The following is a 24,690-nucleotide window of genomic DNA, read 5'->3' as shown; positions in this document are numbered from 1 at the left end:
CCCGGTTGGTTGGGAAATCCGGTTCGGTGCCGTCCGGCGACATCGTTACGGGGTTGCCTCGGGTGCGATGGTCGGATCGGGTCGGGGGAGCGTGTCCCGCTGTGGTGCCGTCCAGTTGCCGAGGAGTGGGAGGGAAGGGGCGGTTTCGGAGCCGGGGTCGACGTTGTAGACCCACAGGGTCTGGTCGCTTTCGCCGGGCGCGGGGAAGGACTCGTAGGAGAAGTGGAGGTCTCCGACGAGGGGGCGGTGGTAGGACTTGGCGCCGTGGGTGCGGCGCCGGACGCGGTGGCCGTTCCACCAAATGAAGAACTCGCCTGATTTCAGGGCGAGTTCGCCGACGAGGTCGGCAAATCGGCTCGCAGGGGCCGGGACAGGTGCGTGACGTACGCCTTCGTACCGGAGTAGACCGCGAAGGTCGGGAAGATGTTGCGCCGCGATCGACGAGATGTTGGAGCACGTGCCCGCCTTCATTCTCGGCCGCCGCACCGACGTCCTGGCCTCCAAGCCCACCGGGCAGGCCGGCTGACTGGTGCGACGCCGCAGGCCGCCGCCCTCGCACGAGGGCGGCGGTCCTCGGCTCGGGCCGGTGATCCGGGCCGCGACGTCGACGGAGTGGCGGCGCCGTACGGCGCAGGCCGGTTCGTACGGGAGTGCCCATCCCTTCTCCGCCCGGGGCCGCACCGCGGTGCTCGTCCGGCGTACACCGCAAGTGGTGCCGTCGAAGGGGGAGTTGGGTGTGCGAATGGCGCTCGGTCAGGTCGGCGTGGGTGCGGCGGTGTCGTCTTGGTGGGCTGTGGGCCGGCGAGGGGGTTGGGCGAGGAGGCCGTCGATGATCACGCGAAGTTTCCATGCGGCCCTGGCGTTCGGGTCGCCGCCGGTGAGCCTGGGCGCCAGGGCTCGCAGCGTGGGATAACGCTCGGCGGGCAATGCCCGGAAGGTGGCGTCGAGTCGGGTGGTGAACGTCTCGGGCCCGGTCGAGTCGGCGTCGGACGAGGGTTGTGTGGGGGCCCGCCGGGGTTGTGGGTCGCCGGCGTGCTCCAGGGCGGTCGAGTAGATGTACTGGCCGAGCAGGTCGATGGCCCAGGAGCAGGCGTCGTCGTCGAGTCCGCCCGCGCGGAGCAGGCGCGCCGTCTCCTCGGTCAGGCGCAGGCCGTGCGGCCCGGGGAGGGCGTCCCGCAGGCCGACGGAGGCGATGTCGTTGTGGCCGGCCAGGGCGGCGACGATGCGCCCGACTAGCAGTTCGAGGCGGGTAGGCCAGTCCCCGGCGCCCTCGTCGGGCACGACCACGTCGGCCACCGCGTGGTCGAGGACGAGCGCCATCAACTCCTGCCGATCGCGGACATAGACGTAGAGCGAGGCGGGGCCGGTCTCGAGGGCCTGGGCAACGCGCCGCAGGCTCACCGCTTCGCAAGGCACCAGCCGCTCGCCGGTCCTGGTGCCGAGCCTGCTGCGCAAACCCGCGTTCGTCGGCGGCCTCGCGGTCACCGCCGCGTTCTTCAGCGGCCTCGGCGGACTGCTGCTCGTCCTCTCCCTCCACCTCCAACTCGATCTCGGTCGGTCCGCGTGGGAGACCGCGCTCTCCCTGTCTCCGCTCGCCGTGGGCATCGGGCTCGCCTCACTCGTCGCCCCGGCGGCGGCCGTCCGGCTCGGCCGCTCGCTCCTGCACGTGGGGCTGGGGGTCGAGGCGCTCGGCACGCTCGGCCTGGCCGCGGTGGCCGCGTCGGGATCTCCGGCCTGGGCGCTGTCGATACCCACCCTGGTCGTGGGTTCGGGCGTGGGACTGGTGTCGGGCACCTTGGTCCAATCGATCCTGGCGGCAGCCGAACCCGCCGAGACGGGCAGTGCGTCGGGCGCCCTCAACGCACTCCAACAACTCTCCACGGCCCTGGGCGTCGCGGTGCTGGGCACCGTGTACTTCGCCGCCCACGACCCCGGTGCGCCCGACCCGGGAGCGGACGGCCTGGTCATCGCGAACGTCGTGCGGGCCGACGGGCGCGACGCCGCCGGCGTACGCTCGACGACATGCGGTTGATGGAAACGATCGTCCGCCGAAGTGCCGTCGACTGGACCTTCGTTCGCCCCGCCCGGTTGCAGGACGAACCCCCCACCGGCAACTACCGCGTCCTCGACGCGAGCAACCCCAAGGGCGGCCGGAAGGTGACGCGCACCGACCTCGCCCGCTTCATCGCCCGCGAACTCGACGAGCACCGCTGGTCCCGCGCTGCCCCGACCCTCGCCGAATGATCCGCGAGGCTTGGGTGCTCCGGCCGACTGTCCGCTGAACGTTCGACCGCCATCCGGCCGTGCACACGCGGTTGCGCCGAACCAACGGGAGGAGACGACGGCCGAGGCCGAGGTGCCGATGCGCGGCGGCGACGTCGTCCCAGTCAGGCTCGGCGGCGCAGAGGAACCGCTGCTCGCAGGCGTCGGCGACGAACCTCCGGGTGCCCCGGTCGGCGGGCGGGACCGGCACCTTGGCGTGTCGAGCGGCCGCCGCGGGACCAGAGCCTGGCGTTGTTCGACGCCCTGGCCTCGGCCGAGAAGACGCTGCACGCCAACCCCGGCAGGCACGGGAATGTGCCGTCGTTCGAAGTAGACAGCTCGCCGAGGTTCTTCGCCCGGCATCTGAGCTGACACGAGATCGCAGTACCCGGTGCGCCGGCCGGAGCCCGTTCCGGTCGGCGTTCCCGGACTGGCGGCACCCCGGACGCCTGCTGTGGCACGGACTGGTCACCGCCGCGGCCGACGGTGCGCAGTCGCGTGCGCGGCGGAAACGGTGAACGACGTCGTCCGGCGCATCCCGTCGCACTCGGCCGAACCGGCCCGCGCCGGAACCGGGTTCCACGCCGCGCCGGTCGTCGCGCCGTCGAACACCGGTACTTCTCGGCGGCGCCGGTGCCGCGACCTACGCGTTCGCGCAGGACGACACGGAGGCGTCCGAAGTGGAGGCGTCGGACGGCGAGGTGTCGGACGATGCGGCGTCGGACGCAGGAGCCTCCGGCGTACGGGTACCAGATGCCGATTCGAGGCGCAGCATCGCCGCCTCGTCCGCCGTGCCCGGCTCGGCGTTGTAGACGACCATCCGCAGTCCGCCGGTGCGCGACAACTGCATCACTTCGAAGGTCAAGGTCATGACGCCGACCTTGGGATGATCGAACGTCTTGCGGCCACCGCCGCGCTCGAAGACCTCGTAGCGTTCCCAAAGCCGTGCGAAATCCGTCGACTTGAGCAGGAGCTCGCCGACCAGGGCGGCGAGTTGCGGCGAGTCGGGGTCGGCGCCGGCCACCGCGCGCAAGTGCGCGACGGACGCCGCGACGGTCTCCTCCCACGGCTGGTACAGCGTTCGGCCGGTGGGGTGCAGGAAAAGGTAGCGCGTGATGTTGCGCTGCTCCGGGGGGAGGTCCCACAGTCCGGGGGTGAGGCGCCGCCCGGGCGGATTCGCGGCCAACACGTAGTTGAACCGGTTGACGACGTACGCCGGGAGCGGGCGCACCGCCTCCAGCACGCGCAGTACCGAATCACGCACCGTGCGGTCCGTGGCCCCCGGGATATCGGAGGCCCGGCCCGCCGCGAGGTCGGCCAGTTCGTGGAGGCGCGCGTGCGCGTCGCCGCACAACCCGAGGGCGCGGGCCACGGCGTCGATGACGGCCGGCGACGGGTTGCTCTCGCGCCCACGTTCGAGCCGTGTGTAGTAGTCGACGCTCACGCCGGACAGCGTCGCCAACTCCTCACGGCGCAGCCCGGGGGTGCGCCGCAGCCCATTGCCCGCGGGCAGCCCGACATCCTGGGGGCGCACGAGTGCACGCCTCGCCCGCAAGTACCTGCCCAGCTCGGTGACCTCAGCCATCGAACCATTGTCTCAGGTGGCGTTCGGAGGTGGGGGGCCGTGTCACACCCCGGAACGCCCCGCCCCGGTGAAACGCGTCCTGCCACGGTTCGCCCGGGGCCGGGAGAGTTGTGCTCGTTGCGGGCGGCCCGTCTTCGGGGATCCCAGGGGGTGCGCGACACCGGGCCGCGGACCCGGAGGCCGGACCGCCCGCACGATCCAGTCCCACGGCACCACCGACGGAGGCCCCGCGCATGTCGACCAGCACGCTCACCGACACCGGTGACCAGCACACCCGCGCCGAGCCGACGGCCGACCCGTCCGCCGCGAGGTCCGCCCGCGCCTCGTCCGACGTCGGCGCGGAGCAGCGACCGTCGCCATTCGCGTTGGTCGCCGCGCTGCTCGGATTCACCGTGATCTCGATCGACGTGTCCGCGGTGAACATCGCGCTGCCGTCGATTCGCTCGTCACTGCACAGCGGGATGACCGGCCTGCAATGGGTCGTCGACGCGTACACGCTCATGCTCGCGGCCCTGATGTTGTCGGCGGGCGCGCTCGCCGACCGGACCGGTGCGCGACGTGCCTACGCCTGGGGCGTGACGCTGTTCACCCTGGCGTCGCTCGCCTGCGCGCTGGCTCCCGGAATCGGCACGCTCATCGGGGCGCGCGTCGCGCAGGGCGCCGCGGCGGCGATCGTGATTCCGGCATCGCTCGCGTTGATCCGGCAAACCTATGACGAGCCCCGGCAACGGGCCCGCGCGATCGCGTTGTGGACCGTGGGCGGCTCGGTGGATGGCCGCCGGCCCGGTGCTGGGCGGGGTGCTGACGGAAGGTCCGGGCTGGCGGGCGGTGTTCCTGCTCAACCTGCCGATCGGGGTGCTGATTCTGGTCCTGCTGACTCGCATCGCGCCGTCCCCGAAGCGGCCGGCGCCGCTCGACCTGATGGGCCAGGCGACCGCGATAGTGGCGCTGGCGGGGGTCGCGTACGCGGTCATCGAGGGCGGCCACGCGGGCTGGACACAGCCGGGAGTGCTCAGTGCCCTGGCGATCGCGGTCGCGGGCGGTGTGGGCTTCCACCTCGCCGAGCGGCGGCACCGCGCGCCGATGGTCCCGCTGGAGATGCTGCGGCAGCGTTTGGTGGTCATCCCACTCACCGTCGGTTTCGTGATCAACGCGGCGTTCTACGGCGGGATCTTCCTGCTCGGCCTGTACTACCAGGAGCTGCGCGGCATGTCGGGCACCGAGGCCGGCCTGATGTTCGTACCGATGGCGGCGGTCATCACCTCCACCAACCTGGTGTCGCCGCGCCTGGCGGAACGCATCGGGCGGCGGCCGGTCATCGCGGCCGGGCAGCTCATCATGGCGGGCGCGATGCTGGCCATGCTGCCGCTCGACGCGCACACGCCGATCTGGCTCGTGATCGTCCTGCTGGTTCCGATGGGCATCGGCGGTGCCCTCTCCGTCCCGGCGTTCACCGCCCAACTCATGGACAGCGTGCCCGGCGAGCGTGTCGGAGCGGCGTCCGGGCTGCTGAACGCGCTGCGGCAGACCGGCGGCGCGCTGGCGGTGGCCCTGTTCGGGTCGCTGGCCACAAGGTCCGACGGCAGCGGCTTCTCGTTGTCCGGCATGCGTACGGGCGTGCTGGCCGAGGCGGTGCTCCTGGCCGTGACCGCGGCCGTGGCGTGGTGGCTGCTGCCACGCGACACGAAGCGCTGAGCGTGACCGGGTCCGCGTCGGCGCCCCGACCGGGGCCATCGGATCGTGGTCGACCTCGGCCGGATCCGGTTCCGCGACTGCTCCGGGTTGAAGCTGCCGTTGCGTGCCGGGACCCGCGTTCGACATCGCGGTGTCTGTTTCCCGGTGACCGGAGTCGACGCACCGATCGTCAGGGAACTGTTCGCCCTGGCCGGTGGCATCGCCCCTGCCGGCGAAGGCGAACACCACCGAGCACCCGCCGGCCGACCCTGACCTGCCCGCGCCTGCGAAGTCTTGGTGCTGATCCGAAGTCTTCGTCCTGAAGGGAGGCTTCGGATCGGGAGGCGCCAGGAACCATGGACGGTGTTGTTGATCATTTCGAGAGGCACTGGGCCTCATGCCCGGGGTGGAATCGGGCATGAGCCGGGAGAAACGTGCCGATCATGCGCAAAAGAGGAGGCCGAGGATGAGCTGGACGCCGGTCGAGGAGTTCGAGACGCCCGAGGGGGTGGTGCGGTGGAGGGTTCTCGGCAGCGGGGACCCGGTCGTGTTGGTGCACGGCACCCCGTACTCCTCCGTTCTGTGGCGGGACATCGCTCCGGCGCTCGCGCGTACCCGCGCGGTCTATGTCTTCGACCATCTCGGCTTCGGCCGGTCGGACCAGCGCGAGGGCCAGGACCTCAGCCTGGCGGCTCACGCGAGGAACTTCGCCCGGCTTCTCGACCACTGGGAGCTGTCCCGTCCCAGCGTCGTCGCCCACGACATCGGCGGGGCGGTGGCACTGCGGACGTTGCTGCTGGAGGAGAGGGACTACCGGGACCTGACCCTCTTCGACGCGGTGACCGGCGGTGAATGGGAGCGAGGGCTCTTCCGGCTCATCCTCGAGCACGCGGACGTCTTCCGCGAGCTTCCGGACTACGCTCACGAAGCGCTCGTCGCCGCCCACATGCGGCACGCCACACACGTCGGCTTCCGACCGGGAGTCCTCGACGCGTTTCTCGCACCGTGGCGGGGGGCCGCGGGGCAGGCCGCGTTCTACCGCCAGTACAGCCAGATCAGGCAGGCGGACACCGCGGCGTACGAAGACCTGCTGGGCGGGATCTCGCTTCCCGTGCGCATCATCTGGGGCCGCGAGGACCGCATCCTTCCTCCGGAGTACGCCGAGTGGCTGCACGCGCGCATCCCGCACGCCGAGCTGCACTGGATCGAGGAGGCGGGCCACCTCCTCCAGGAAGACGCAGCCGGGCAACTGTCGGCCCTCCTGACGGCAGGCTTCCCCTCGGACGGGTGAGGAGGGGCCGGGCGTCGCTCCCGAGCGGGCCCGGCGCCCCGTCCTGGCGCCGGTGGCCGGTGTGCGAAGCACACCCGCGGGGTTCCGGGTGGCGGCCCACGACTCGCAAGCAGTCGGGAGACGGTGACCGTGCGGCGCGCGGGACCCGCGAGCGGACGGCGGCCCGTACCTCGTCACCGAGCACCCACGAAACCTGCCGTGCCATCGGTGACACGACCCGTTGGACGAGCACGGCTCCGCCGGAGAATCCGCGGCCTGCCGGGGGCCGTGGACAATCGCCTCCACCAGGGCGCTCCGGGGCGCGGGCGTGTTCGGTCGGCCGGAGGTTCCCGGGTTCGCGGCCCGGTAGGGGGCGCTGCACCGCGTTCGGCCGCGCGTCGGGCGGCGCGCCCACGCGTTCGATGGGATCCGAGACGGACCGACAGGGGCATCCGCTGTCGCCCGCCGATGACACGGGGGCGTCGGAGTCTGCCGCGCGCCGGCTGCTTCGCCGTGTACCCCGACTTCGAACATCGGGAGTCGGCGGCGCCGGGTGCCACAGCGACACCGGCTTCACGCCCCACCGCCCCGACAAACGCTGCTCGCGAAGGTCTTGTATCCATGTATTGATGCATGCAAAGGTGACGCCATGTCAGACGAATGGGCCGTGCGCCGGATCGAAGCGTTCGTCGGCCAGGTGGCCGACATGGCGCGGCTGCCGGGCTACCGCAACCGGCTGCTGGCGGTCGCCGGCGTCGAGTTGCACCCGTCCGGCCTGTCGATCCTGTCCGTCCTCGAACGCGAAGGCCCCCTCGGCGTCAGCGAACTGGGGGTACGCCTCGGCGTCGACCAGTCCACGGCCAGCCGCCAGGTCCGGCCGCTCGAGGTCGCCGGACTGGTCGCGCGTGATCCGGACCCCGACGACCGCAGGGCCAGCCTGGTCCGCGTCACCGAGGCAGGTCTGCTCCTGCGCGCCCGGGTGCGCGGCACATGGCTCGCCGACATCGCCTGGGCGGTCCGCGACTGGGACCCCGCCGAACGCGAGCAATTGGGTGAGCTCCTCGAGCGGTTCGCCGCACGCTGGCGCGATGCCGCCGCCCGGGCCGGCCTCGACGCCGCACCCCGCACCGACTCCGAACCGACCGACGAACAGGTGACCTCGTGACCGACCGATTCGACCTCACCGGCCGCGTGGCCATCGTGACCGGCGGCAGCCGCGGCATCGGCCGCGCCATCGCCCATGCCTACGCCCGCGCCGGTGCCGCGGTCGTGATCGCCAGCCGCAAGGCCGACGCCTGCAAGGCCGTGGCCGAGGAGATCGAGGCGGCCGGCGGGCAGGCCCTCGCCGTCGCCACCCACCTGGGCGAACTCGACCAGCTGGAGGCCCTCGTCGACGCCACCGTGGCGCGCTTCGGGCGCCTCGACATCGTCGTCAACAACGCCGCCAACGAACTCGCCCAGCCCGTTGGGCACATCACCCCCGAAGCCTGGGACAAGTCGTTCGCGGTCAACCTGCGCGGCCCGGTCTTCCTGGTCCAGTACGCGCTCCCGCACCTGATCGCCAGTGGCCGCGCGTCGGTCGTCAACGTGGTGAGCGCAGCCGTGTTCACGCGCGCCGAAGGCAAGGGCCTGTACGCGGCGGGCAAGTCCGCGCTGGTGGCCTTCACCCGCACGATGGCCGGTGAACTCGCCGTCCACAACATCCGCGTCAACGCGATGGCGCCCGGCACCGTCAAGACCGACATGGTCCTCAAGACGACACCCGACATGCAGGAACGCATGACCAAAGCGGCCCCGCTCAAGCGCATGGCCGACCCCGAGGAGATGACCGGCCTGGCACTGCTGCTCGCCTCCGACGCGGGCAGCTTCATGACCGGCCAGATCGTCAGCATCGACGGCGGCCTCACGGTCCACTGAGCCGTCGCGCCACCCGGCGCAACCGCACACCGACCCACCGGCAGGCCCGCCGACAAAGGAAGAGACGGTATGACCTTCGAGAACCGCGTCGCGGTGGTCACCGGCGCCGGAGGTGGGCTCGGCCGCGGCTACGCCCTGGAACTCGCCCGACTCGGCGCCCGCGTCCTGGTCAACGACCTCGGCGGCGGCAGCCACGGCGAGCCGCCCGCCGACGATCCGGCCGGGGCGGGCGAACTCGGCGCGGCCGAGCAGGTGGTCGCCGAGATCCGCGCGGCGGGCGGCACAGCGCGCGCGGACACGCGCGACATCAGCACCGACGCGGCGGGCGTCATCGGTGCCGCGGTCGAGACCTGGGGTCGCGTCGACATCCTGGTCAACAACGCGGGCATCTCCGGCGGTGGGGAGATCGACGCCATCCTTGACGCCGAGTTCCGCCGCATGGTCGACGTGCACTACTGGGGCACCGTCGAGATGATCCGCGCCGCGTGGCCGGTCATGCGGGCGCAGAGGTACGGACGCGTCATCAACTCGTCCTCCACATCGGTGCTGGGCATCCCCCACACCAGCCACTACATCTCGGCCAAGGCCGGCGTCCTCGGTCTGACCCGAGCCCTCGCGCAGGACGGCGCGGCCCATGGGATCAAGGTCAACGCGATCATGCCGACCGCGTACACCCGGCTGACCGCCGAGATCCCCGACGACGGACTGCGGGCCCTCCTCGAACATTTCTTCAAGGCCGAATACGTCGCGCCGTTCGTCGCGGTGCTCGCGGACGAGAACGCCCCGTGCACCGGCGAGACGTTCAGCGTGGGCGCGGGCCGCGCCGCGCGGGTCTTCCTGGGAGTGGCGCCGGGCTACCTCTCCGCCGATCCCGGCGGCGCGACTCCGGGCGAATACCTCGCCAACTTCGACCGGATCCTCGCGACCGAGGGCCACATCGTGGCGACCAGCGCCATGGACGAAGTGGTGCTCTCCGCCAAAATGCTCGGCATCGACGCGGGCACCCCGACCGTCGGCACGTAAAGCCGGGCTCCGGCCTTCCCGATCCCAGGCTCGGTGGCGGGGTCGCCGGCCCGTGGGCGCTTGGCGGACTCCCGAATGGCCCAACCGTGTTTTTGCTCAAAGGTGGGTCGTACGCGAAATTGGTCGCGCCACACCACCTCGCGTTCCCGCCGACGCGTCGGCCGGCACGTCGATCGCGGGAGCGCACACCTCGCGGGCCGCGCGATCGCCCGGCGATCGCTTCGAAGGGACCGCCATGCGCCACCTCGAGCACACCGTCACCATCGGCGCCCCGATCACGGACGTGTGGAAAGTCCTGCTGGACGTGGAGGGATGGGTCCGCCTGTTCCCCTCGACCAGTGCCGCGCGGGTCACCGAGAGTTCGCCCACGCATCAGATCGTCGCCCTCACCGGGGACATCGGCGGCCGCAGCCAGTCGTGGGTCTCGCGGCGCGACATCGACGAAGTGGGCCGCGTCATCAACTACCGCCAGGTGGAGACCGCGCCCATGATGAAGCGGATGGCCGGGCAATGGCGGGCGGTGTCCACGTCGGACACCACGACGGAGCTCACCATCACCCACGACTTCGAACCGGCCGCCCCAGCAGCGCCGGTCGCCGAACTTTCCGCGGCCCGAGACCTCGGCGGTCTGCTGAACCGGGCGCTGGACCAGCTGGCCCCCGCCCATTTGGTGGCGATCAAGGCCGAGGCCGAGCGGGTCCACGCGGGAGCCCGAGCCCGCACGTCCTGATCGCGGGGGAACATGTCGCCGCGCCGGGACGGCGCCGGCCGCCCCGGCAGCGCGCACCGACCCAAGCCGCTACGTGCTCATCGGGCGAGGAACCGTCACCGATGTCGATGTGGCGTCGGCCCCGCTCCGGTTCGTGTGTTCGCGGGGGAGAGGCCGTACTCGAAACGCAGGGAGCGTTGGTGAAAGAGCGGTTCACCGCCGAACGACCGTACCTGTGGGATCGCACGCGGCCGGCGAGCCACTGACACCGGCCCAGATCGAAGCCCTCGACGCCGTCGACGAAGTACTCGGCGACGAGAGCCTGTTCCTGCGCCTACCCCTACGCCGCGGAGACCTCCTCGTGCTGGACAACACCACCGTCCTGCACGGTCGCACCTCCTTCGTCGACCACCCCGACCCCCTCCGGCGCCGCTGCCTGGCCCGTTCCACCGCGATCAGGCCGACATCCCGATCGGCCTGACGTTCGACGCTCCCGAGGATGCCGAACTGCCGCCGGCGGGTGTCGTCTTCTCCCGCGATGCCCGCGCTGCGCGAGGACATGAACGCCGGCGGCACGACGGTGCGGATCGAACTGGAGCTGCGACAGCGGCGGGCGGAAACCTTCAGCGTGCTCACCGAGCCCCCGGACGCCACGGCCGCCAGACACGTGTTCGGCGCGCATGTGGACAGCGTTCCGCCATCTGCACCGCCGCCGGCCACGCCGCACTCCGAGCCGTCAGCCGCTGACCGGATCGGGCCGCCGGTGTCCGGTGCGTCGCGGCGTGCGGGGGAGGCACGGCCGTCGAGTGCGGCTGTGGCAAGCCGGTAGACTCGACGGCCGTGGCGGACACCCAGTACGAAGACCTGTTGCGGTTGGTGCTCACCTCCGGGACGGCCAAAGCCGACCGGACGGGCACCGGGACTCGAAGTGTCTTCGGGCACCAACTACGCTACGACCTCTCGCGGGGGTTCCCGCTGGTCACCACCAAAAAGGTGCATCTCAGGTCCATCGTGTACGAGCTCCTGTGGTTCCTGCGCGGCGACTCCAACGTCGGCTGGCTGCGTGAGCACGGGGTCACCATCTGGGACGAATGGGCCGACGTGAACGGCGACCTCGGTCCGGTGTACGGCGCACAGTGGCGCTCCTGGCCCACCCCGGACGGCAGGCACATCGACCAGATCAGCGATGTTCTCGACACTCTGCGCCGCGACCCGGACTCCCGCCGGATGATCGTCTCCGCCTGGAACGTCGCCGAGCTGACCAATATGGCACTCGCGCCGTGTCACGCCCTCTTCCAGTTCTACGTTGCCGACGGCAAGCTCTCCTGCCAGCTGTACCAGCGCAGCGCGGACATGTTCCTCGGTGTCCCTTTCAACATCGCCGGCTATGCCCTGCTCACGCACATGGTGGCGCAGCAGGCCGGCCTCGAACCCGGCGACTTCATCTGGACCGGCGGCGACTGCCACATCTACGACAACCACGTCGAGCAGGTGACCGAGCAGCTCTCCCGCACCCCGTTCGAGTTTCCCGAGTTGCGCCTGCGCCGAGCCGACTCGCTCTTCGACTACGCCTACGCCGATGTGGAGGTGCTCGACTACCGGCACCACCAGGCCATCAAAGCCCCGGTAGCGGTGTGAACGTCGGGCTCATCTGGGCGCAGACCCTCGACGGCGTCATCGGCGCGGACAACGCGATTCCGTGGCGACTACCCGAGGACTTGGCCCATTTCAAGGCAACCACCCTGGGCCATCCAGTGGTGATGGGGCGCAAGACGTGGGATTCGCTGCCTTCGCGATTCCGGCCGCTGCCCGGCAGGCGCAACATCGTGGTGACTCGCAATCCACGATGGGCGGCCGAAGGCGCGGAACGTGCCGGGTCCATCACCGAAGCTCTGGAACTCGCAGCCGAATCGTCGGAACCGGGCGTCCCTGGTGCCGCATGGGTGATCGGCGGCGGGGAGATCTATCGTGCCGCCTTGGCATACGCCACGATGCTTTCGGTGACCGAAGTCGAATCGACGGTGGACGGCGACACCTACGCCCCGACACCGGACCCGACGTGGACAGTTGCCGAGGACAAGGGCTGGCAGTGCTCGACGTCCGGGCTGCGCTACCGCATCCGCAGCTACACCCGGTGACCGTCGACTCGCCACCCTGACCCGCGCCGATTCTCCACCGCCGAATCCGATGGCCCGCCCGCCATATGAAGGCAAATCAGGGCGCTGATGCGATCGGGTCCGCTCCGTGGTTGCGCCCTCCCGTCGAGCCCTCCTACGGTCGTCGACGGCTATCCGGGAGATCGGAGGCTACCCGTCCCCTCCGACGGTCCATGTCACGGTATTCGCCCGCCCGTCAGCATCGGTTCGCCGAGCGGAGCCCCCCCGCCGGGGGCTGACGCTCCGCTCGGGCCTGCGCCGAGACCGCATCCGCAGCCGAGCAGCCGAGGGCGCCGACCGCCCGGACGGAAGCTCGGGGCATATCGCTTGTGCTGGGACGGTGTCGGCTTGGGGGTGGGAGTGGATCGACACCACCCTGTCCTTCGACACCGCCGACGAGGCCGCCGAACGGCTCCGCTCCCACCAGGCCCACGGAAAGATCATCCTCACCGTTCCCTGAGGCCGGCACCGCCCAAGCCGCCGCCCCACAGGTCGCACTGCCACAGAACCCCGCACGCGGCACCGCACCTGACCACAGTGCCGCGTGCGGGTTGTTGTGCGTTGTCCGAGGACCGGATTCTGCTGCGCACCCGCGCACTTCGGCCTTCGGCGGGCTCTCGCTCGGCAACGTCGACCTTCGCCGGCAGCCCCACCGGGAGAACCGCGAACAACTGCGAACACGCGCGGTTGGAGGGTGGGTCAGACGCTCGGGTGGGTGCGGCGGGAGCGGGCGAGGGAGAGGGCGCCCAGGGTGGTGCCGGTGAGACCCACGATCAGGGCCACGTAAGCGCCGCCCAGTCCGTTGCCGCTGCCGAGGCCGCCGTCGGCGGTGGCCGCGACCAGTCCGCCGAGGGCGAGGGCGGCGAGTCCTGCGGCCACGGCCACGGCACCGCCGCGGCCGTGGCCGATGCGGCCGGCGCGGGTGCGGCCGGTGGCGCGGGCCAGTGCCAGGGCGCCGACGGCTACGGCGGTCAGCCCCAGCAGCGCGGCGGTGATCGCTCCGACGCGCCCCGCGCCCATGTCGGTGACACCGGCGGCGGCGGGCTGGGCGGAGACGTAGGCGGCTGCCGGTGCGGCAAGCACGGATCCGACGGACATGGGTGCTCCTTCTATCTCTGACGACGTTCTCTGACGTCTGACGACCTCGTCTGGCGACCTCGTCTGACGACTGGGTACCGCCCGAGCTTGTCCGCTCGCCCCGCTTCCGGTCGTCCGCCGGGCGCGGACACTTCGCGCTGCCACCGGGGCCGCAGCCGACTACCGTGCACGCCGCAAACGCCGTGCCGCTACCGCGGCTGCGGTAGCGGGCCGCTCATCCGCGAGCGGGATCCGTCCGCCCGCCACGCCGGGCTAGGGTGCGCGCATGGGCACAGGACGGTTCGTTGTCGCGGCGGGGGTCAGGGACGGGGCGGTCGCCGTCGGTGTGGCGGGGGCGCTGCTGGCCACCGGGTTGTCCGCGGAGCGCTCCGCCGCTCCGCTCGACCTGCTCGGCTACGTGTTGCTGGTGGCCGGGGGCCTGGCTTTGGCCGCCGGGCGGCGGGCCCCGGTCGCGGTGCTGGCCGTCACCGGGCTGTGCGCGCTGGGTTATCAGGCGGCCGGGTTCGATGTGCCGGTCGTCGCCTACCTGTTCGCGGTGTACGCCGCGGTGCGGGCGGGGCACCGCACGGTCGCGGTGGCGGCGTCCGTAGTCCTGCTGGCCGTCCTCCCGCTCGCGGCGCTGGTGGATCTGCGCGAGGTGGGCGCGGCGTACGCGCAGGCCCGCGGCGCCTTGGAGATCGCCTGGCTGATCGCCGCCGGAGCCGCGGGTGAGGCGCTGCGGCAGGCCGAACGGCGCGCCGACGAGGCCGAGCGCACCCGGGAGGAGACCGCGCGGCGCCGCGCCGACGAGGAGCGGCTGCACATCGCGCGGGAGCTGCACGACTCGCTCACCCACCAGATCTCGGTGATCAAGGTGCAGGCCGAGGTCGCCGTCCACCTGGCCCGCAAGCGCGGCGAGGAGGTCCCACAGGCGCTGCTGGCCATCAGGGAGGCCGGCCGTGAGGCGAGTCGGGACCTGCGGTCCACCCTGGAGGCGCTGCGCGATGACGCGAAGGCCCCGCCGCCCGGGCTCGACCACGTCCCGGACCTGGTGGACCGGGCCCGCAGTCGCGGCCTGGACGCGACGCTGACGATCGAGGGCCGACGGCAGGTTGTGCCGGCAGCGGTTGAACGGACCGCGTACCGGATCGTCCAGGAGTCGCTGACCAACGTCGCCCGGCACGCCGCCGCCGCGTCCGCGTCGGTCCGCATCGACTACCGCCCCGACATCCTGGCCATCCGCGTCGACGACGACGGCGCCGCCACTCCGCACAGCCCCCCGCAACCCGGCGTCGGACTGCTCGGGATGCGCGAACGAGTCACCGCCCTGGGCGGCCGGTTGCGCGCCGAACCCCGCCGCGAGGGCGGCTTCACCGTCCAGGCCGAACTCCCGGTGGAGCGCACGCCGTGATCCGCGTCCTGCTGGTCGACGATCAGCCGCTGCTGCGCAGCGGATTCCGCGCGCTTTTGGACATCGAGGACGACATCGAGGTGGTGGCCGAGGCCGCCGACGGGCGGACGGGCCTGGAACTCGCCCGCCGGCACCTGCCCGACGTCGCGCTCGTCGACATCCGGATGCCGGTCCTCGACGGCATCGAGACGACGCGGCGCATCGCGGCGGACCCGGCGCTGGCCGGGGTGCACGTGGTCATCCTGACCAACTACGGCTTCGACGAATACGTGTTCGACGCGTTGCGCGCGGGCGCCGCGGGGTTCCTCGTCAAGGACATCGTGCCGGAGGACTTCCTGCACGCCGTACGGGTGGCCGCGCGCGGCGACGCCCTGCTCGCCCCCTCCATCACCCGCAAGCTGATCGACCGATACGTCGCCCAGCCGCGTCACCCCGGCGCCGTCACAGGCTTGGAGGAGCTGACGAACCGCGAACGCGAGGCGGTCGCCCTGGTTGCGCAGGGCCTGTCCAACGACGAGATCGCCGCCCGCATGGTGATCAGCCCGATGACCGCGAAGACCCACATCAACCGGGCCATGAGCAAGCTCCACGCCCGCGACCGCGCCCAACTCGTCGTCCTCGCCTACGAATCCGGTCTGGTCACCCCACGCACCCCCTAGCTCCGCCATCCGAGCGTCAGCCGCTGTCCGGCACCGACACGAGGACCCACTCCTCGGAGGCCGGCCTGGAAGAAGGCGCTGCTTTTCCGGCCTGTTCGCCGTCAACGGCGACGCGTGTCGGCTCGGCTCGGACACGACGCCATGAATTGCCTTGTGGCGGCCGCGACCCGGCACGAGGTTGCCGGCCTCGACCCGGCCGAGCCGTGTCGTGTCGGGCCGACTCGACCGTGTTTCGGAGAGCCTCGGCACCACCCTCTACGGCATCGACTGTGCGGCGTTGTCCCGGCGGCCGTCGACCACGGTGGGGCCGCACCGTCGCGGCGGGTGTCCTGCGCTGATCGGCCGCGTGAGGCTTGAGCAGCCCTGACCGGTGTGTCGGCCCGGAACCGGCCGTGCGGTCCGGGCTCTGCCGTGCCCGGCGTGGTCAGTGTCGGATCGCACGGCCGATGTCGGCCTTGGTGGGGCCCGAGAGTGTGCGGTGGCTGCGGGCGGTGGTCTTGGCCTGCTTGCCGGCGCCGACCTCGTCGACATCGACGACGACGACGTCCAGGATGTTGCCGGCGTCGTCGCGGAAATCGACGCTGAGCGTGTAGTCGGCGCTCTTGTCGGTCCCGTTGCTGACGGTCACCTCGGCCGTGGTCCGGTCCCCGTCGACAGCGGTCGGGCCGACGCTCGCGTCCGCCTTGGCGTCCACGCCGTCCTTGATCTCGTCCAGCTTGGACGCCGCGGACGCGCTCGCCGACGCGACGGCGTCCTTGGCTTCCTTGCCCGCGGATTCGAGCGCGGAGGCGATCGCGCTGGGCGTCGACGTGTCGCTGCCCCCGTCGTCGTCGTCACCGCAGGCCGCCGCGGTCAGGACCAGGACCGCGGCGATCGAAATCGCTCCCGCGGCACGCCCGCACCTGCTTGTCATGTTCGTCGCTCCTCGCGTGAAACCGCAGGACGAAAGCGCCCACGGACGAACACCCGAGTGTCCACCCGACGGAACAGGTAAACCCTCGCAAACCCGCCGGACCGGATCGGCGAGACGTGATCGGGAGTCGGGGACGAACCCGAAACTCGCCCTTCCCGACTGCCGCATCCGCGACCACCGGGAGAAGCCGTCCATGGGCATGGCGATAGGGGTTCCGCAGCGCGCGACATGAAGAGCGGGGAAGCCTCCACCGACGAGACGTGAGCGAGCTGCGCCGATACGCGGTCGCCCCCGTCCCCGTCGTCTGGCGGCCCTACCGTCCCTTCCGGGGGCATGGCCACGGCATCCCGCTGCTCCAGCCCCACTCGGTGCCGACGGTCGGACCCGTGACGGGCCCCGGGTCCCGGTCCATCAAGCGGGGCCTCTTCCACCTGCTCACCACGCGAGCGGACGACCAACTCTGGGAACTCGCAGTGCCGACCGTCGATATCGACCTGGTCCGCACAGCCCTGGACGCGGCGAATCACAGAGCTGATTGAACGGTTCGCAATCCGCGGCCTCGGGTCCAGCCGCCACCGCCCGGGGCGGCCGGCATTCGCGCGAAGAACGGCGTGTCATCGAGCGGCGCGACCAACGCCCGAAGTCGCATGCCGGCCGCGGCCGTTCCCTACGCAGGCGGCCCGCCGAAATCTCGTCGAGGTCACGACTCGGTCCGCCATGGAGCTTGGGCCGGAGCGGTGACCGGCGGCCGATGACGTTTCACCCGGCGCCGTCGGCGTGCTGCTTCGGGCGAGCGGACACACCGTGACGGTCGATGGCCGGCACGCCGACCACCTCTCGGATGGCAGCGCTTCGGCAGCCGAGGTCAGAGCTCGAAGGCCGCGCGGCGGGACTCGGGGACCAAGTCGGCATACTCCGGGTGCTTACGCATCCAACCACGGATGAAGGGGCAGTACGGGAGCACGGCGAGCCCGCGTTCACGCACCGCGTCGAGCGCCGCACGGGCGAGCGTCCCGCCGAGCCCCTGCCCTTCGAACCGGGGATCGATCTCCGTGTGAATGATGGCGATCTCCTCGTCGTGCAGGAAGTACTCGGTGAAGCCCGCGAGTTCGAGAGCGTCCTCACCCGCGAGAATCTCGTATCGCGACTTCTCGGGATTGTCGACGACCTTGGTCCCCATACGTACTCCTGTGCTCATGACCGATCCGGCGAAATCGCATCGTACGCGGCCGCACCGGCCCCACTGTTGCCGCGTGGAGGCGGCGGTCCTGCCGGGGCCTTTCCGGCGGGGCCGAACGCTCCGCTATCGGCGAAACGCCCGTACCTCCTCCGCCGTGGGAGGGTCGGCGCCCGGGCGGGAGCAGGTGAGGGCCGATATCGCGGCCGCCTCGGCGAGGACGTCCGCCGGTAGTTGGGGGCTCGCGAGGGTGCCCGGCTCCGGTTACCCCAGGAGGCGCCGGCGGGCCTGCCGCGGCTTTCAATTCCGCAGGGGCACCGAACCCAGGACGACCGTCGCGGAGGAGCGGTTCAGGTAGGCACCCGCCTCGTTGGACGACCACTGGCCATCCGCGGGTATGAACGAACTCAAGGCGGTCGGTATCCCTGCCGGAGGCCCGGCGGCCGGCTTCCACGGCCCCCATGCTTCCGCGGCGGCGCCGTCGGCGAGACGGACGACACCGTAGTAGACCCAGTCCGACGGCCCCGGCACCTGCACACGTCCCGTGTCGAGCGAGCCGTGAGCCTGGCCACACCAGCCGGCGGAAACCACAGGACCCAACCGGGCCAACTCCGGGAACACCTCCGACAGGCCGGACGTAGTGGAACGCACCGGTTCACAGCGACGTGCCGCCGGTTCGCCCTTCGCGTCGTCCGCCTGGTTCCCGGTGCCGCACGCGGCAGCGAGCGCACCGGCCAACACGGTGAGCGCCATGGCCGCCGCTCGTGCCCCGACCGTCGTTCGCACCATACCCACGTGCTCGTCTCCCCGCCCTCGACGACAAACCGACGCCCAGTCTGACGCCGGGGCCGGCGTCGGCACATCCGACTTCTTGCGTACCTTCATCCGCGGCCACCACGTCCGGAGACCACCGCCTGCGCCAGGCGCGGCCCCGACCTTCGTACCCGTTCGTATGTGGCGGGGTCGGCGACGTGCGGATCGGGTGGCGGGCCGTGGACCCGAGAACGCCCGGCAGTCCCGTCCGGCGGGTGGCTCTGGCAGACTGCCGTCCCACGCGGATCATGGGGTGCGCGGGTCGGGGGAGGGCCGATGGAGCCGCTGCAGGAGCACGACCCCGTACAGCTCGGGGCGTACCGGCTCACCGGGCGACTCGGCTCGGGCGGGATGGGCCGGGTGTTCCTGGGCCGTTCGCCGAGCGGGCGCTCCGTCGCACTCAAGGTGATCCGGCCCGACCTGGCCGAAGACCCGGACTTCCGGCGGCGGTTCGCCCGCGAGGTGGCCGTCGCGCGGCGGGTGGGCGGCTTCTACACCGCCCCCGTCGTCGACGCGGACACCGAGGGTCCGATGCCGTGGCTGGCCACCGCGTACATCGCCGGGCCGAGCCTGCAGGACGCGGTCCGCGAGCACGGACCGCTCCCCGAGCGGTCGTTGCGCGCGCTGGCGGCGGGGCTCGCCGAGGCGCTGCAGTCGATCCACGCGTCCGGCACGATCCACCGCGACCTCAAGCCGTCCAACGTGCTGCTCGCCCTGGACGGTCCCCGGGTGATCGACTTCGGGATCGCCAGGGCCGCCGACGACACCTCGGTGACCGCGACGGACCTCGTGGTCGGTTCGCCCGGCTACCTCTCACCCGAGCAGGCACGCGGCGAGGAAGTCGCCCCGGCGTCCGACGTGTTCTCGCTCGGTTCCGTGCTGGTCTTCGCGGCCACCGGCAACGGGCCGTTCGGCGGGGGGTCGGTTCCGGGGTTATTGTACCGGGTGGTGCACGCGGACCCGGTCCTGGACGGGGTGCCCGCCTCGTTGCACGCCCTGATCGCCGACTGCCTGACCAAGGACGCGGTCTCCCGCCCGACGACCGACCAAGTCCTGCACCGCGCGCTGCCGCAGGCCGGGCAGACCGGCGAACTCTCCCTGGACAACTGGCTTCCCGACCCGCTCGCCCGGCAGGTCGCGGCACAGTCGGGCGACCCGTCCGCGCTGCCCGACATACCGCCGAAGGGTTTTCCTGGGCCACCGGCCGGCATCCCGGCGGCAGGTGCCGCAGGGATGGGTGCCGCTGGACCGGGTGTCCCCGGGCCACCCGGATCAGGGAACGTCCCGGAGCCTTACGGCCCGCCCTACGGTCCGCCCCCGCAGTACCCGCGGCAGCCACCGGCCGCGGCCGCTCCGCAGGGCGCCCCGGCCCCGCCCCGGCCGCTCGCGCCGCCGCCCGTTCCCGCACACGCGCCCGTTCCGGAACACGCGCCCGTGCACTCGCCCGGTGCCGCGCACTCGCCTGTTCCGGCCGGAATGCCGCCGCCGGTGCAGCGCCCCGGTTACGCCCCGGTGTTCCCGCTGCCCAAGCCGGAAACCCCGCCCGATCGAAGGCGGTTCATCGCGCTGGGCGCCGCTGCGGCGACCGCCGCGGTCGGCGGCGGCGTCGCCGCGTGGTTGCTCGGCAGGGACGACGATCCGGCCGCCAAGCCGGCGAGTCCGAGCGGGCCCACCGGCTCGCAGCCCGTGGCCCCGTCGGTACCGGCGCAGGTACCCGGCGCGCCGACCGGTTCGTACACACTGACCATGTGGTGCACGGAATTCGGCGCCGACAACAACACCGCGCAGCGGGTGCTGCTCACCGAACTCGGCACCGGCTTCAGCGAGCAGCAGCCGCAGGCAACCGTCAGACCCACGGTCGTGACGTTCGCCGAGGACCAGAAGCTCGCGACCGCGCTGGCGGCGGGCAGCCCGCCCGACGTGTTCGAGGTGGAGGTCAGCGAGTTGGCCAGGTACCACGCACGCGGCCACCTGGCCGACCTGACGGCGTACCGGGGCCTGTTCGACGTCGACTCGTGGACCCTGGCCATGCGGAAGGCCTGCGAGATCGACGGGCAACTGGTCGCGGTACCACAGAACGCCGCGCTGTCCGTGGTGCTCTACCGCAAGGACCTGTGCGATCCGGCCGGCTTCACGGTGCCTCGGACCCAGGACGCCTGGCTCGCCGAACTGGCGAGGCTGAAGGCCTTCCACGCGGGCAACCCCAAGTTCCAGGCCGTCCACCTGCCAGGCCAGGCCTGGCAGGTGATCGCGTCGTCGATCTGGGCTGCGGGCGGCCGGATCGCCGAGAAGGAGGGGACGACCTGGCGCGGTCGCCTGGACCAGCCGGCCGCGCAGGCGGGGATGGTGTACTTCAAGAAACTCCAGGCGTTCTCGACCGCCCCCAAGAACGTCGGCGACTACACCGCGGACACCGGCAGCCCGTACGACGTGCTGGGAGCGGGCGACACGGCGATGATCGTGGGCGGTGACTGGATCTACGACTCGCTCATCGCCGCGCACCCCGACCTCAAGGGCAAGCTGGGCGTGTTCCCGCTGCCGAGCCCGGTCGCCGACCGCCCCGCGCCCGTCCCGCTGGTCGGAACGGTGCTCGTGGTGGCCAAGGCGAGCCGCCTGGTATCGGGCGCCGCACGGCTGCTGGCGATGACGACCACCGCCGACTGGCAGTCGAAGTGGTCCGACGCGAGCCAGAGCATGCCGGCGCGCACCGGGGTCGTCCCCAAGCGGGCGGCGGACAACCCGATGCTCAAGACCGCCCAGGACATCGCGACCGAGGCGGCGCGCATGCTGCCGCAGGCACCGGGGTTCGCCATCGCACCGCTGCGCACCTACGCCACCGAGATTCTCAACGAGATGAATCCGGCGACCGCTGGGCAGAAAGCGAACGGTGTCGTCAATTCGACGTACAACAACCCGATGACCTGACAGCCACTTTGCCGACACCCGCACACCCGGCACCGGACAACCGCGGGAACGGGCTCACGGACGCAAGCGGCCTGGTCGTGCGCACCGCCCGCGTCCCGCCCTCCCGACCCGCACGGCGGTTCAGCCGCCCTGTTCGGACCGTACCTCCCGCGGTGCCGGGCCCGCTTCGACGCCCTCGGCCCGACGAGGGAGGGCGAAGGTGGCGGCGACGACGGCGAGAAGACTCGCGGTCATCACGAGAAAGACGCGGCCGTGATCGGCTGCCGGGTCGGCCGGGACTCGGCCCGCGTCGGAGGCTCCGGCGACGGCGACCAACACGGCCAGGCCCAGGGCGCCGCCCAGTTGGCGGGTGGTGTTCATCAGCCCCGACGCGGCGCCCGCGTCGCGGGTGTCGATGCCGGAGGTGACGGTGGCGGTGATCGGGGTGACCAGCAGGCCGACCCCCGCGGACATCACGATCCCGGGCCCCGGAACGCCCAGCGCGTAGCCGCCGGCGGCGTCGGAACGGCTCTGCCACAGGAACCCGGCTCCGGTGATCGCGGTGCCGAGCAGGATCGGCGTCCGCCGTTTGCGGGCGGCCTACCTGCCCGCGGAGGGCTCACGGCGAGATGTGAACGATGGGGGTGAACCTGTCGATCAGCCACGGTCCGCCCGCCGATACGTTGCGCACGCCAATCTGTGCGCGGATCTCCTCTTCACCCGATTCGGTGTCCAGCGCGTCTGCGGGCATGTTCAGCCGGGCTATGCGCTTGACCGTGGTCGAAGGGGGATCGAAAGGATCGGACGTGGACCAGTTCGTCAGCGCGTCGTGGTCCGAGACATCCCATTCCCACATCCGGTAGGCATCCTGGAACAGGGTGCCGCTGCTCGCTTCCGAGGGCGTGAGCGTCACCGTCCAACGGACTTCGAAGGCCCACCTTGATCCGGCCGCGCGCCTGGCGGTCACGGTTCGGTTGGTGATGTCCATGACAAATCACTCCGTTCGACCCGGGCGCGCCGCTCGTGGCCGCCGGCCGCACTCGCTTCCGTGCGACGGGGCGACGGGCCTCCGCCCGCCGATCCCTCTCATTACCGGGCCACTTGGCGTTCTCGTGAACGAGCAGCGTCCACACGCTCGTGCGCCACTTCCGTCGGCGATTCCAGCGTAAGGCCGGTCGGGGGTCCACAGCCTCCCGAGTCCACGGCCACGGCCTCGGTCTCGGCCGAGGCCGCGCCGCGGAGTGCTCACGGGCGCAGCAGGACCTTGACGGTGCCGTCCTGCTTCTTCTGGAACCGTTCGTACGCCTGCGGCGCCTCGGCCAGGGGGACGTGGTGGGTGGCGAAGCCCTCGGTGCCCAGCGGGTCGTCGTCCTCCAACAGCGGGAGGATGTCGTCCACCCACCGGTGCACGTTGGCCTGGCCCATGCGCAGTTGGATCTGCTTGTCGAACATGGTGAGCAGCGGGAGCGGGTCGGTCATGCCGCCGTAGACGCCGGAGAGCGAGATGGTGCCGCCGCGACGGACCAGGTCGATCGCGGTGTACAGGGCGCTGAGCCGATCGACGCCCGCCTTGCGCATCATCTTCTCGGCGACCGCGTCGGGCAGCAGGCCGGCGATCTGCTGAGCGAGCTTGCCCACCGGCGCGCCGTGGGCTTCCATGCCCACCGCGTCGATCACCGCATCCGGTCCGCGACCGTCGGTGAGGGCACGGATGGTTTCGGCGATGTCGTGGTGGGCGGTGAGGTCGAAGACCTCGACACCGCGCCCGCGGGCCCGAGCCAGGCGCTCGGGTACCAGGTCGACGCCGAACACGCGCTCGGCGCCCCGGTGCAGCGCGATGCGACACGCCATGTCGCCGATGGGGCCCAGACCGAGGACGGCGACGCTGCCGCCGGGCGGTACGGCGGCGTACTCGACGGCCTGCCACGCGGTCGGCAGCACGTCCGAGAGGTAGACGTAGCGATCGTCCGGCGGCCCGTCGGGGACCTTGATCGGGAGTTTGTTGCCGAACGGCACCCGCAGGTATTCGGCTTGCCCGCCCGGGACCTGTCCGTAGAGTTTGGTGTAGCCGAACAGCGCGCCGCCCATGCCCTGTTCGCGCACGCGTGAGGTCTCGCACTGCGAGTGCAGCCCGTGCGTGCAGGTATGGCACACCCCGCACGAGACGTTGAACGGGATCACCACACGATCACCGGGCCGTACGTGGGTGACCTCGGCGCCGACCTCCTCGACGACGCCCATCGGCTCGTGGCCCAGGATGTCGCCCTCGCTCAGGAACGGACCCAGGACCTCGTACAGGTGTAGATCCGAGCCGCAGATCCCGGAGGAGGTGACCTTGACGATCACATCGTCCGGGTCCTTCAACGTCGGGTCGGGGACGGTGTCCACGCGTACGTCGCGCTTACCGTGCCAGGTCAGTGCCTTCATCGCGATCATCTCCGGAGGCGAGTGCTCGTTCGAAGCGGCGATCCGTGGGGCCGCCGTGCAGGGAGGCCGCACCCGGCGGCGGGGCCGGCCGGGCCGTGACGTCCTGCTACCGAACCGACTGACCGGTCGGCGTCCGATCAAACACCGGGGCGCCGGTCGCCGTCGGGCCACATCCCGGTAGGCCCGCTCGCCGCGGGCGGACTACGTCCACAAGGATCTCCAACGAGGACCTCCAGGGGAGGATCGCCCCGACATGCCGACCATGCCCGGTCGGGCCCTGGTACCCCACCGGTGTCCTCCGTCCGGCCGTGAGGCATCGCCTCGGTGAGGCGGGGTAGCCGTGCCGACATGGTTGCTCTGGCACAGTTCGCATCGGCATCGCCCGGAACCGTCGCGGGGGTGGCGATTGTGGCCGTCCTGCTGATCGCCGTACTGCTCATCATTCCGGTGGTGAGCGGCGTGCGTCGCAGGCGCCGCCCGCCTCCGGCCCCGCCGCGGGATCTGCCCACCGCCTCGGCCCCGGACCCCGGTGGCGAAAACCGCGAGCCCGCGCCGATCCCTCGGGACGGTCGCCTGCGCGGACCGCACGAGATGCCCGGCTACGGCAACCTCGGTTCCCGACCGGCGGGCTCCGATGCGCACGAGCACGACAAGGACGCCTGAGCCACACCGGGACCGAGTCGCCGAGCAGGTGCGGCGGACGGGCAGCGGCC

At 71.6% G+C, this 24,690-nt stretch carries 27 protein-coding genes and 2 pseudogenes; 19 read left to right on the top strand and 10 right to left on the bottom strand.

What is annotated here, in order from left to right; translation table 11 throughout:
* Window positions 1-45 precede the first annotated feature (45 nt).
* The gene (locus ACZ4FV_RS10395) at window positions 46-681 is read right to left on the bottom strand and encodes an MmyB family transcriptional regulator (RefSeq protein ID WP_465322413.1); all 636 of its coding nucleotides are present in this window, start codon (window positions 679-681) and stop codon (window positions 46-48) included.
* 72 nt (window positions 682-753) lie between these two features.
* Window positions 754-1,455 (bottom strand): TetR/AcrR family transcriptional regulator C-terminal domain-containing protein, encoded by a 702-nt coding sequence (locus ACZ4FV_RS10390; protein WP_465322412.1) that lies wholly within the window; start codon window positions 1,453-1,455, stop codon window positions 754-756.
* Here ACZ4FV_RS10390 and ACZ4FV_RS10385 point away from each other — a divergent pair.
* From ACZ4FV_RS10385 to ACZ4FV_RS10375, 3 genes and pseudogenes are all read left to right on the top strand, one after another.
* Window positions 1,436-2,032, top strand: a complete 597-nt coding sequence (locus tag ACZ4FV_RS10385) for an MFS transporter (protein ID WP_465322411.1) — start codon at window positions 1,436-1,438, stop codon at window positions 2,030-2,032. The genes ACZ4FV_RS10390 and ACZ4FV_RS10385 overlap by 20 nt on opposite strands.
* The gene (locus ACZ4FV_RS10380; RefSeq protein WP_465322409.1) at window positions 2,023-2,244 is read left to right on the top strand and encodes an NAD(P)-dependent oxidoreductase; all 222 of its coding nucleotides are present in this window, start codon (window positions 2,023-2,025) and stop codon (window positions 2,242-2,244) included. Before ACZ4FV_RS10385 ends, ACZ4FV_RS10380 begins: the two co-directional genes overlap by 10 nt.
* Before the next feature lie 231 nt (window positions 2,245-2,475).
* Window positions 2,476-2,634 (top strand): annotated as a pseudogene (locus ACZ4FV_RS10375) (alpha/beta hydrolase); the annotation flags it as partial.
* A gap of 271 nt (window positions 2,635-2,905) precedes the next feature.
* Here the strand turns inward: ACZ4FV_RS10375 and ACZ4FV_RS10370 are convergent.
* Window positions 2,906-3,847, bottom strand: coding sequence for a helix-turn-helix domain-containing protein (locus ACZ4FV_RS10370; RefSeq protein ID WP_465322407.1), 942 nt, complete (start codon window positions 3,845-3,847; stop codon window positions 2,906-2,908).
* 233 nt (window positions 3,848-4,080) lie between these two features.
* Here ACZ4FV_RS10370 and ACZ4FV_RS10365 point away from each other — a divergent pair.
* From ACZ4FV_RS10365 to ACZ4FV_RS10315, 11 genes and pseudogenes are all read left to right on the top strand, one after another.
* Window positions 4,081-4,557, top strand: a pseudogene (locus ACZ4FV_RS10365) (MFS transporter); the annotation flags it as partial.
* Window positions 4,558-4,618: 61 nt separating this feature from the next.
* Window positions 4,619-5,542 (top strand): MFS transporter, encoded by a 924-nt coding sequence (locus ACZ4FV_RS10360; protein WP_465322406.1) that lies wholly within the window; start codon window positions 4,619-4,621, stop codon window positions 5,540-5,542.
* A gap of 445 nt (window positions 5,543-5,987) precedes the next feature.
* A complete protein-coding gene (locus tag ACZ4FV_RS10355; RefSeq protein ID WP_395861829.1) occupies window positions 5,988-6,812 on the top strand; it encodes an alpha/beta fold hydrolase in 825 nt (274 codons plus the stop codon).
* A gap of 628 nt (window positions 6,813-7,440) precedes the next feature.
* Entirely contained in the window at window positions 7,441-7,956 is a 516-nt protein-coding gene (locus tag ACZ4FV_RS10350; RefSeq protein WP_395861294.1) for a MarR family winged helix-turn-helix transcriptional regulator, read from the top strand.
* Window positions 7,953-8,708, top strand: a complete 756-nt coding sequence (locus tag ACZ4FV_RS10345) for an SDR family NAD(P)-dependent oxidoreductase (RefSeq protein ID WP_395861296.1) — start codon at window positions 7,953-7,955, stop codon at window positions 8,706-8,708. Before ACZ4FV_RS10350 ends, ACZ4FV_RS10345 begins: the two co-directional genes overlap by 4 nt.
* Window positions 8,709-8,777: 69 nt before the next feature.
* On the top strand, window positions 8,778-9,731 hold the full coding sequence (locus ACZ4FV_RS10340) for an SDR family NAD(P)-dependent oxidoreductase (protein WP_465322404.1): 954 nt from the start codon (window positions 8,778-8,780) through the stop codon (window positions 9,729-9,731).
* A gap of 235 nt (window positions 9,732-9,966) precedes the next feature.
* Entirely contained in the window at window positions 9,967-10,461 is a 495-nt protein-coding gene (locus ACZ4FV_RS10335; RefSeq protein WP_465322403.1) for a type II toxin-antitoxin system RatA family toxin, read from the top strand.
* A gap of 214 nt (window positions 10,462-10,675) precedes the next feature.
* Window positions 10,676-10,921, top strand: coding sequence for a TauD/TfdA family dioxygenase (locus tag ACZ4FV_RS10330; protein ID WP_465322402.1), 246 nt, complete (start codon window positions 10,676-10,678; stop codon window positions 10,919-10,921).
* A gap of 57 nt (window positions 10,922-10,978) precedes the next feature.
* Window positions 10,979-11,269 (top strand): hypothetical protein, encoded by a 291-nt coding sequence (locus ACZ4FV_RS10325; RefSeq protein ID WP_465322400.1) that lies wholly within the window; start codon window positions 10,979-10,981, stop codon window positions 11,267-11,269.
* 11 nt (window positions 11,270-11,280) lie between these two features.
* Window positions 11,281-12,078, top strand: coding sequence for a thymidylate synthase (locus tag ACZ4FV_RS10320; protein WP_465322399.1), 798 nt, complete (start codon window positions 11,281-11,283; stop codon window positions 12,076-12,078).
* On the top strand, window positions 12,075-12,578 hold the full coding sequence (locus tag ACZ4FV_RS10315; protein ID WP_395861305.1) for a dihydrofolate reductase: 504 nt from the start codon (window positions 12,075-12,077) through the stop codon (window positions 12,576-12,578). Before ACZ4FV_RS10320 ends, ACZ4FV_RS10315 begins: the two co-directional genes overlap by 4 nt.
* 717 nt (window positions 12,579-13,295) lie before the next feature.
* Here ACZ4FV_RS10315 and ACZ4FV_RS10310 read toward each other — a convergent pair.
* Window positions 13,296-13,694, bottom strand: coding sequence for a DUF6223 family protein (locus ACZ4FV_RS10310; RefSeq protein WP_465322397.1), 399 nt, complete (start codon window positions 13,692-13,694; stop codon window positions 13,296-13,298).
* A 265-nt stretch (window positions 13,695-13,959) separates the two neighbouring features.
* Here ACZ4FV_RS10310 and ACZ4FV_RS10305 point away from each other — a divergent pair, with 265 nt between their 5' ends.
* Window positions 13,960-15,084 carry a sensor histidine kinase gene (locus ACZ4FV_RS10305; RefSeq protein WP_402236386.1) on the top strand — a complete coding sequence of 375 codons (1,125 nt, stop codon included), beginning with the start codon at window positions 13,960-13,962 and terminating at the stop codon, window positions 15,082-15,084.
* Window positions 15,081-15,743 (top strand): response regulator, encoded by a 663-nt coding sequence (locus ACZ4FV_RS10300; RefSeq protein WP_465322396.1) that lies wholly within the window; start codon window positions 15,081-15,083, stop codon window positions 15,741-15,743. Before ACZ4FV_RS10305 ends, ACZ4FV_RS10300 begins: the two co-directional genes overlap by 4 nt.
* A 424-nt stretch (window positions 15,744-16,167) precedes the next feature.
* Here ACZ4FV_RS10300 and ACZ4FV_RS10295 read toward each other — a convergent pair whose 3' ends face one another.
* Entirely contained in the window at window positions 16,168-16,656 is a 489-nt protein-coding gene (locus ACZ4FV_RS10295) for a hypothetical protein (RefSeq protein ID WP_395861312.1), read from the bottom strand.
* Between the two features lie 260 nt (window positions 16,657-16,916).
* Between ACZ4FV_RS10295 and ACZ4FV_RS10290 the strand changes: the two genes are divergently transcribed.
* Complete coding sequence (locus ACZ4FV_RS10290) at window positions 16,917-17,195, top strand: hypothetical protein (protein WP_465322395.1); 279 nt, start codon at window positions 16,917-16,919, stop codon at window positions 17,193-17,195.
* 326 nt (window positions 17,196-17,521) lie between these two features.
* On the opposite strand, the gene ACZ4FV_RS10285 is transcribed toward ACZ4FV_RS10290, so the two are convergent.
* Window positions 17,522-17,836 (bottom strand): GNAT family N-acetyltransferase, encoded by a 315-nt coding sequence (locus ACZ4FV_RS10285; RefSeq protein ID WP_465322394.1) that lies wholly within the window; start codon window positions 17,834-17,836, stop codon window positions 17,522-17,524.
* Window positions 17,837-18,133: 297 nt separating this feature from the next.
* Window positions 18,134-18,628 (bottom strand): hypothetical protein, encoded by a 495-nt coding sequence (locus tag ACZ4FV_RS10280; RefSeq protein ID WP_465322392.1) that lies wholly within the window; start codon window positions 18,626-18,628, stop codon window positions 18,134-18,136.
* 294 nt (window positions 18,629-18,922) lie between these two features.
* Between ACZ4FV_RS10280 and ACZ4FV_RS10275 the strand changes: the two genes are divergently transcribed.
* Entirely contained in the window at window positions 18,923-21,571 is a 2,649-nt protein-coding gene (locus ACZ4FV_RS10275) for a serine/threonine-protein kinase (RefSeq protein ID WP_465322390.1), read from the top strand.
* A gap of 120 nt (window positions 21,572-21,691) precedes the next feature.
* On the opposite strand, the gene ACZ4FV_RS10270 is transcribed toward ACZ4FV_RS10275, so the two are convergent.
* From ACZ4FV_RS10270 to ACZ4FV_RS10260, 3 genes are all read right to left on the bottom strand, one after another.
* Window positions 21,692-22,024: a hypothetical protein gene (locus ACZ4FV_RS10270; RefSeq protein ID WP_465322388.1), complete on the bottom strand. Its 333-nt coding sequence runs from the start codon at window positions 22,022-22,024 to the stop codon at window positions 21,692-21,694.
* 145 nt (window positions 22,025-22,169) lie between these two features.
* The gene (locus ACZ4FV_RS10265; protein WP_395861326.1) at window positions 22,170-22,538 is read right to left on the bottom strand and encodes a hypothetical protein; all 369 of its coding nucleotides are present in this window, start codon (window positions 22,536-22,538) and stop codon (window positions 22,170-22,172) included.
* A gap of 257 nt (window positions 22,539-22,795) precedes the next feature.
* A complete protein-coding gene (locus ACZ4FV_RS10260; protein ID WP_465322479.1) occupies window positions 22,796-23,977 on the bottom strand; it encodes a zinc-dependent alcohol dehydrogenase in 1,182 nt (393 codons plus the stop codon).
* A 348-nt stretch (window positions 23,978-24,325) separates the two neighbouring features.
* On the opposite strand from ACZ4FV_RS10260, the gene ACZ4FV_RS10255 reads away from it, so the two are divergent.
* Window positions 24,326-24,640: a DUF6479 family protein gene (locus ACZ4FV_RS10255; RefSeq protein WP_402236403.1), complete on the top strand. Its 315-nt coding sequence runs from the start codon at window positions 24,326-24,328 to the stop codon at window positions 24,638-24,640.
* The last annotated feature ends 50 nt before the right edge of the window (window positions 24,641-24,690 follow it).

The sequence above is a fragment of the Embleya sp. NPDC025285 genome, assembly GCF_055558835.1.
Note: the sequence above shows the minus strand (reverse complement) of the source record. Positions and strands in the feature narration are given on the sequence as shown.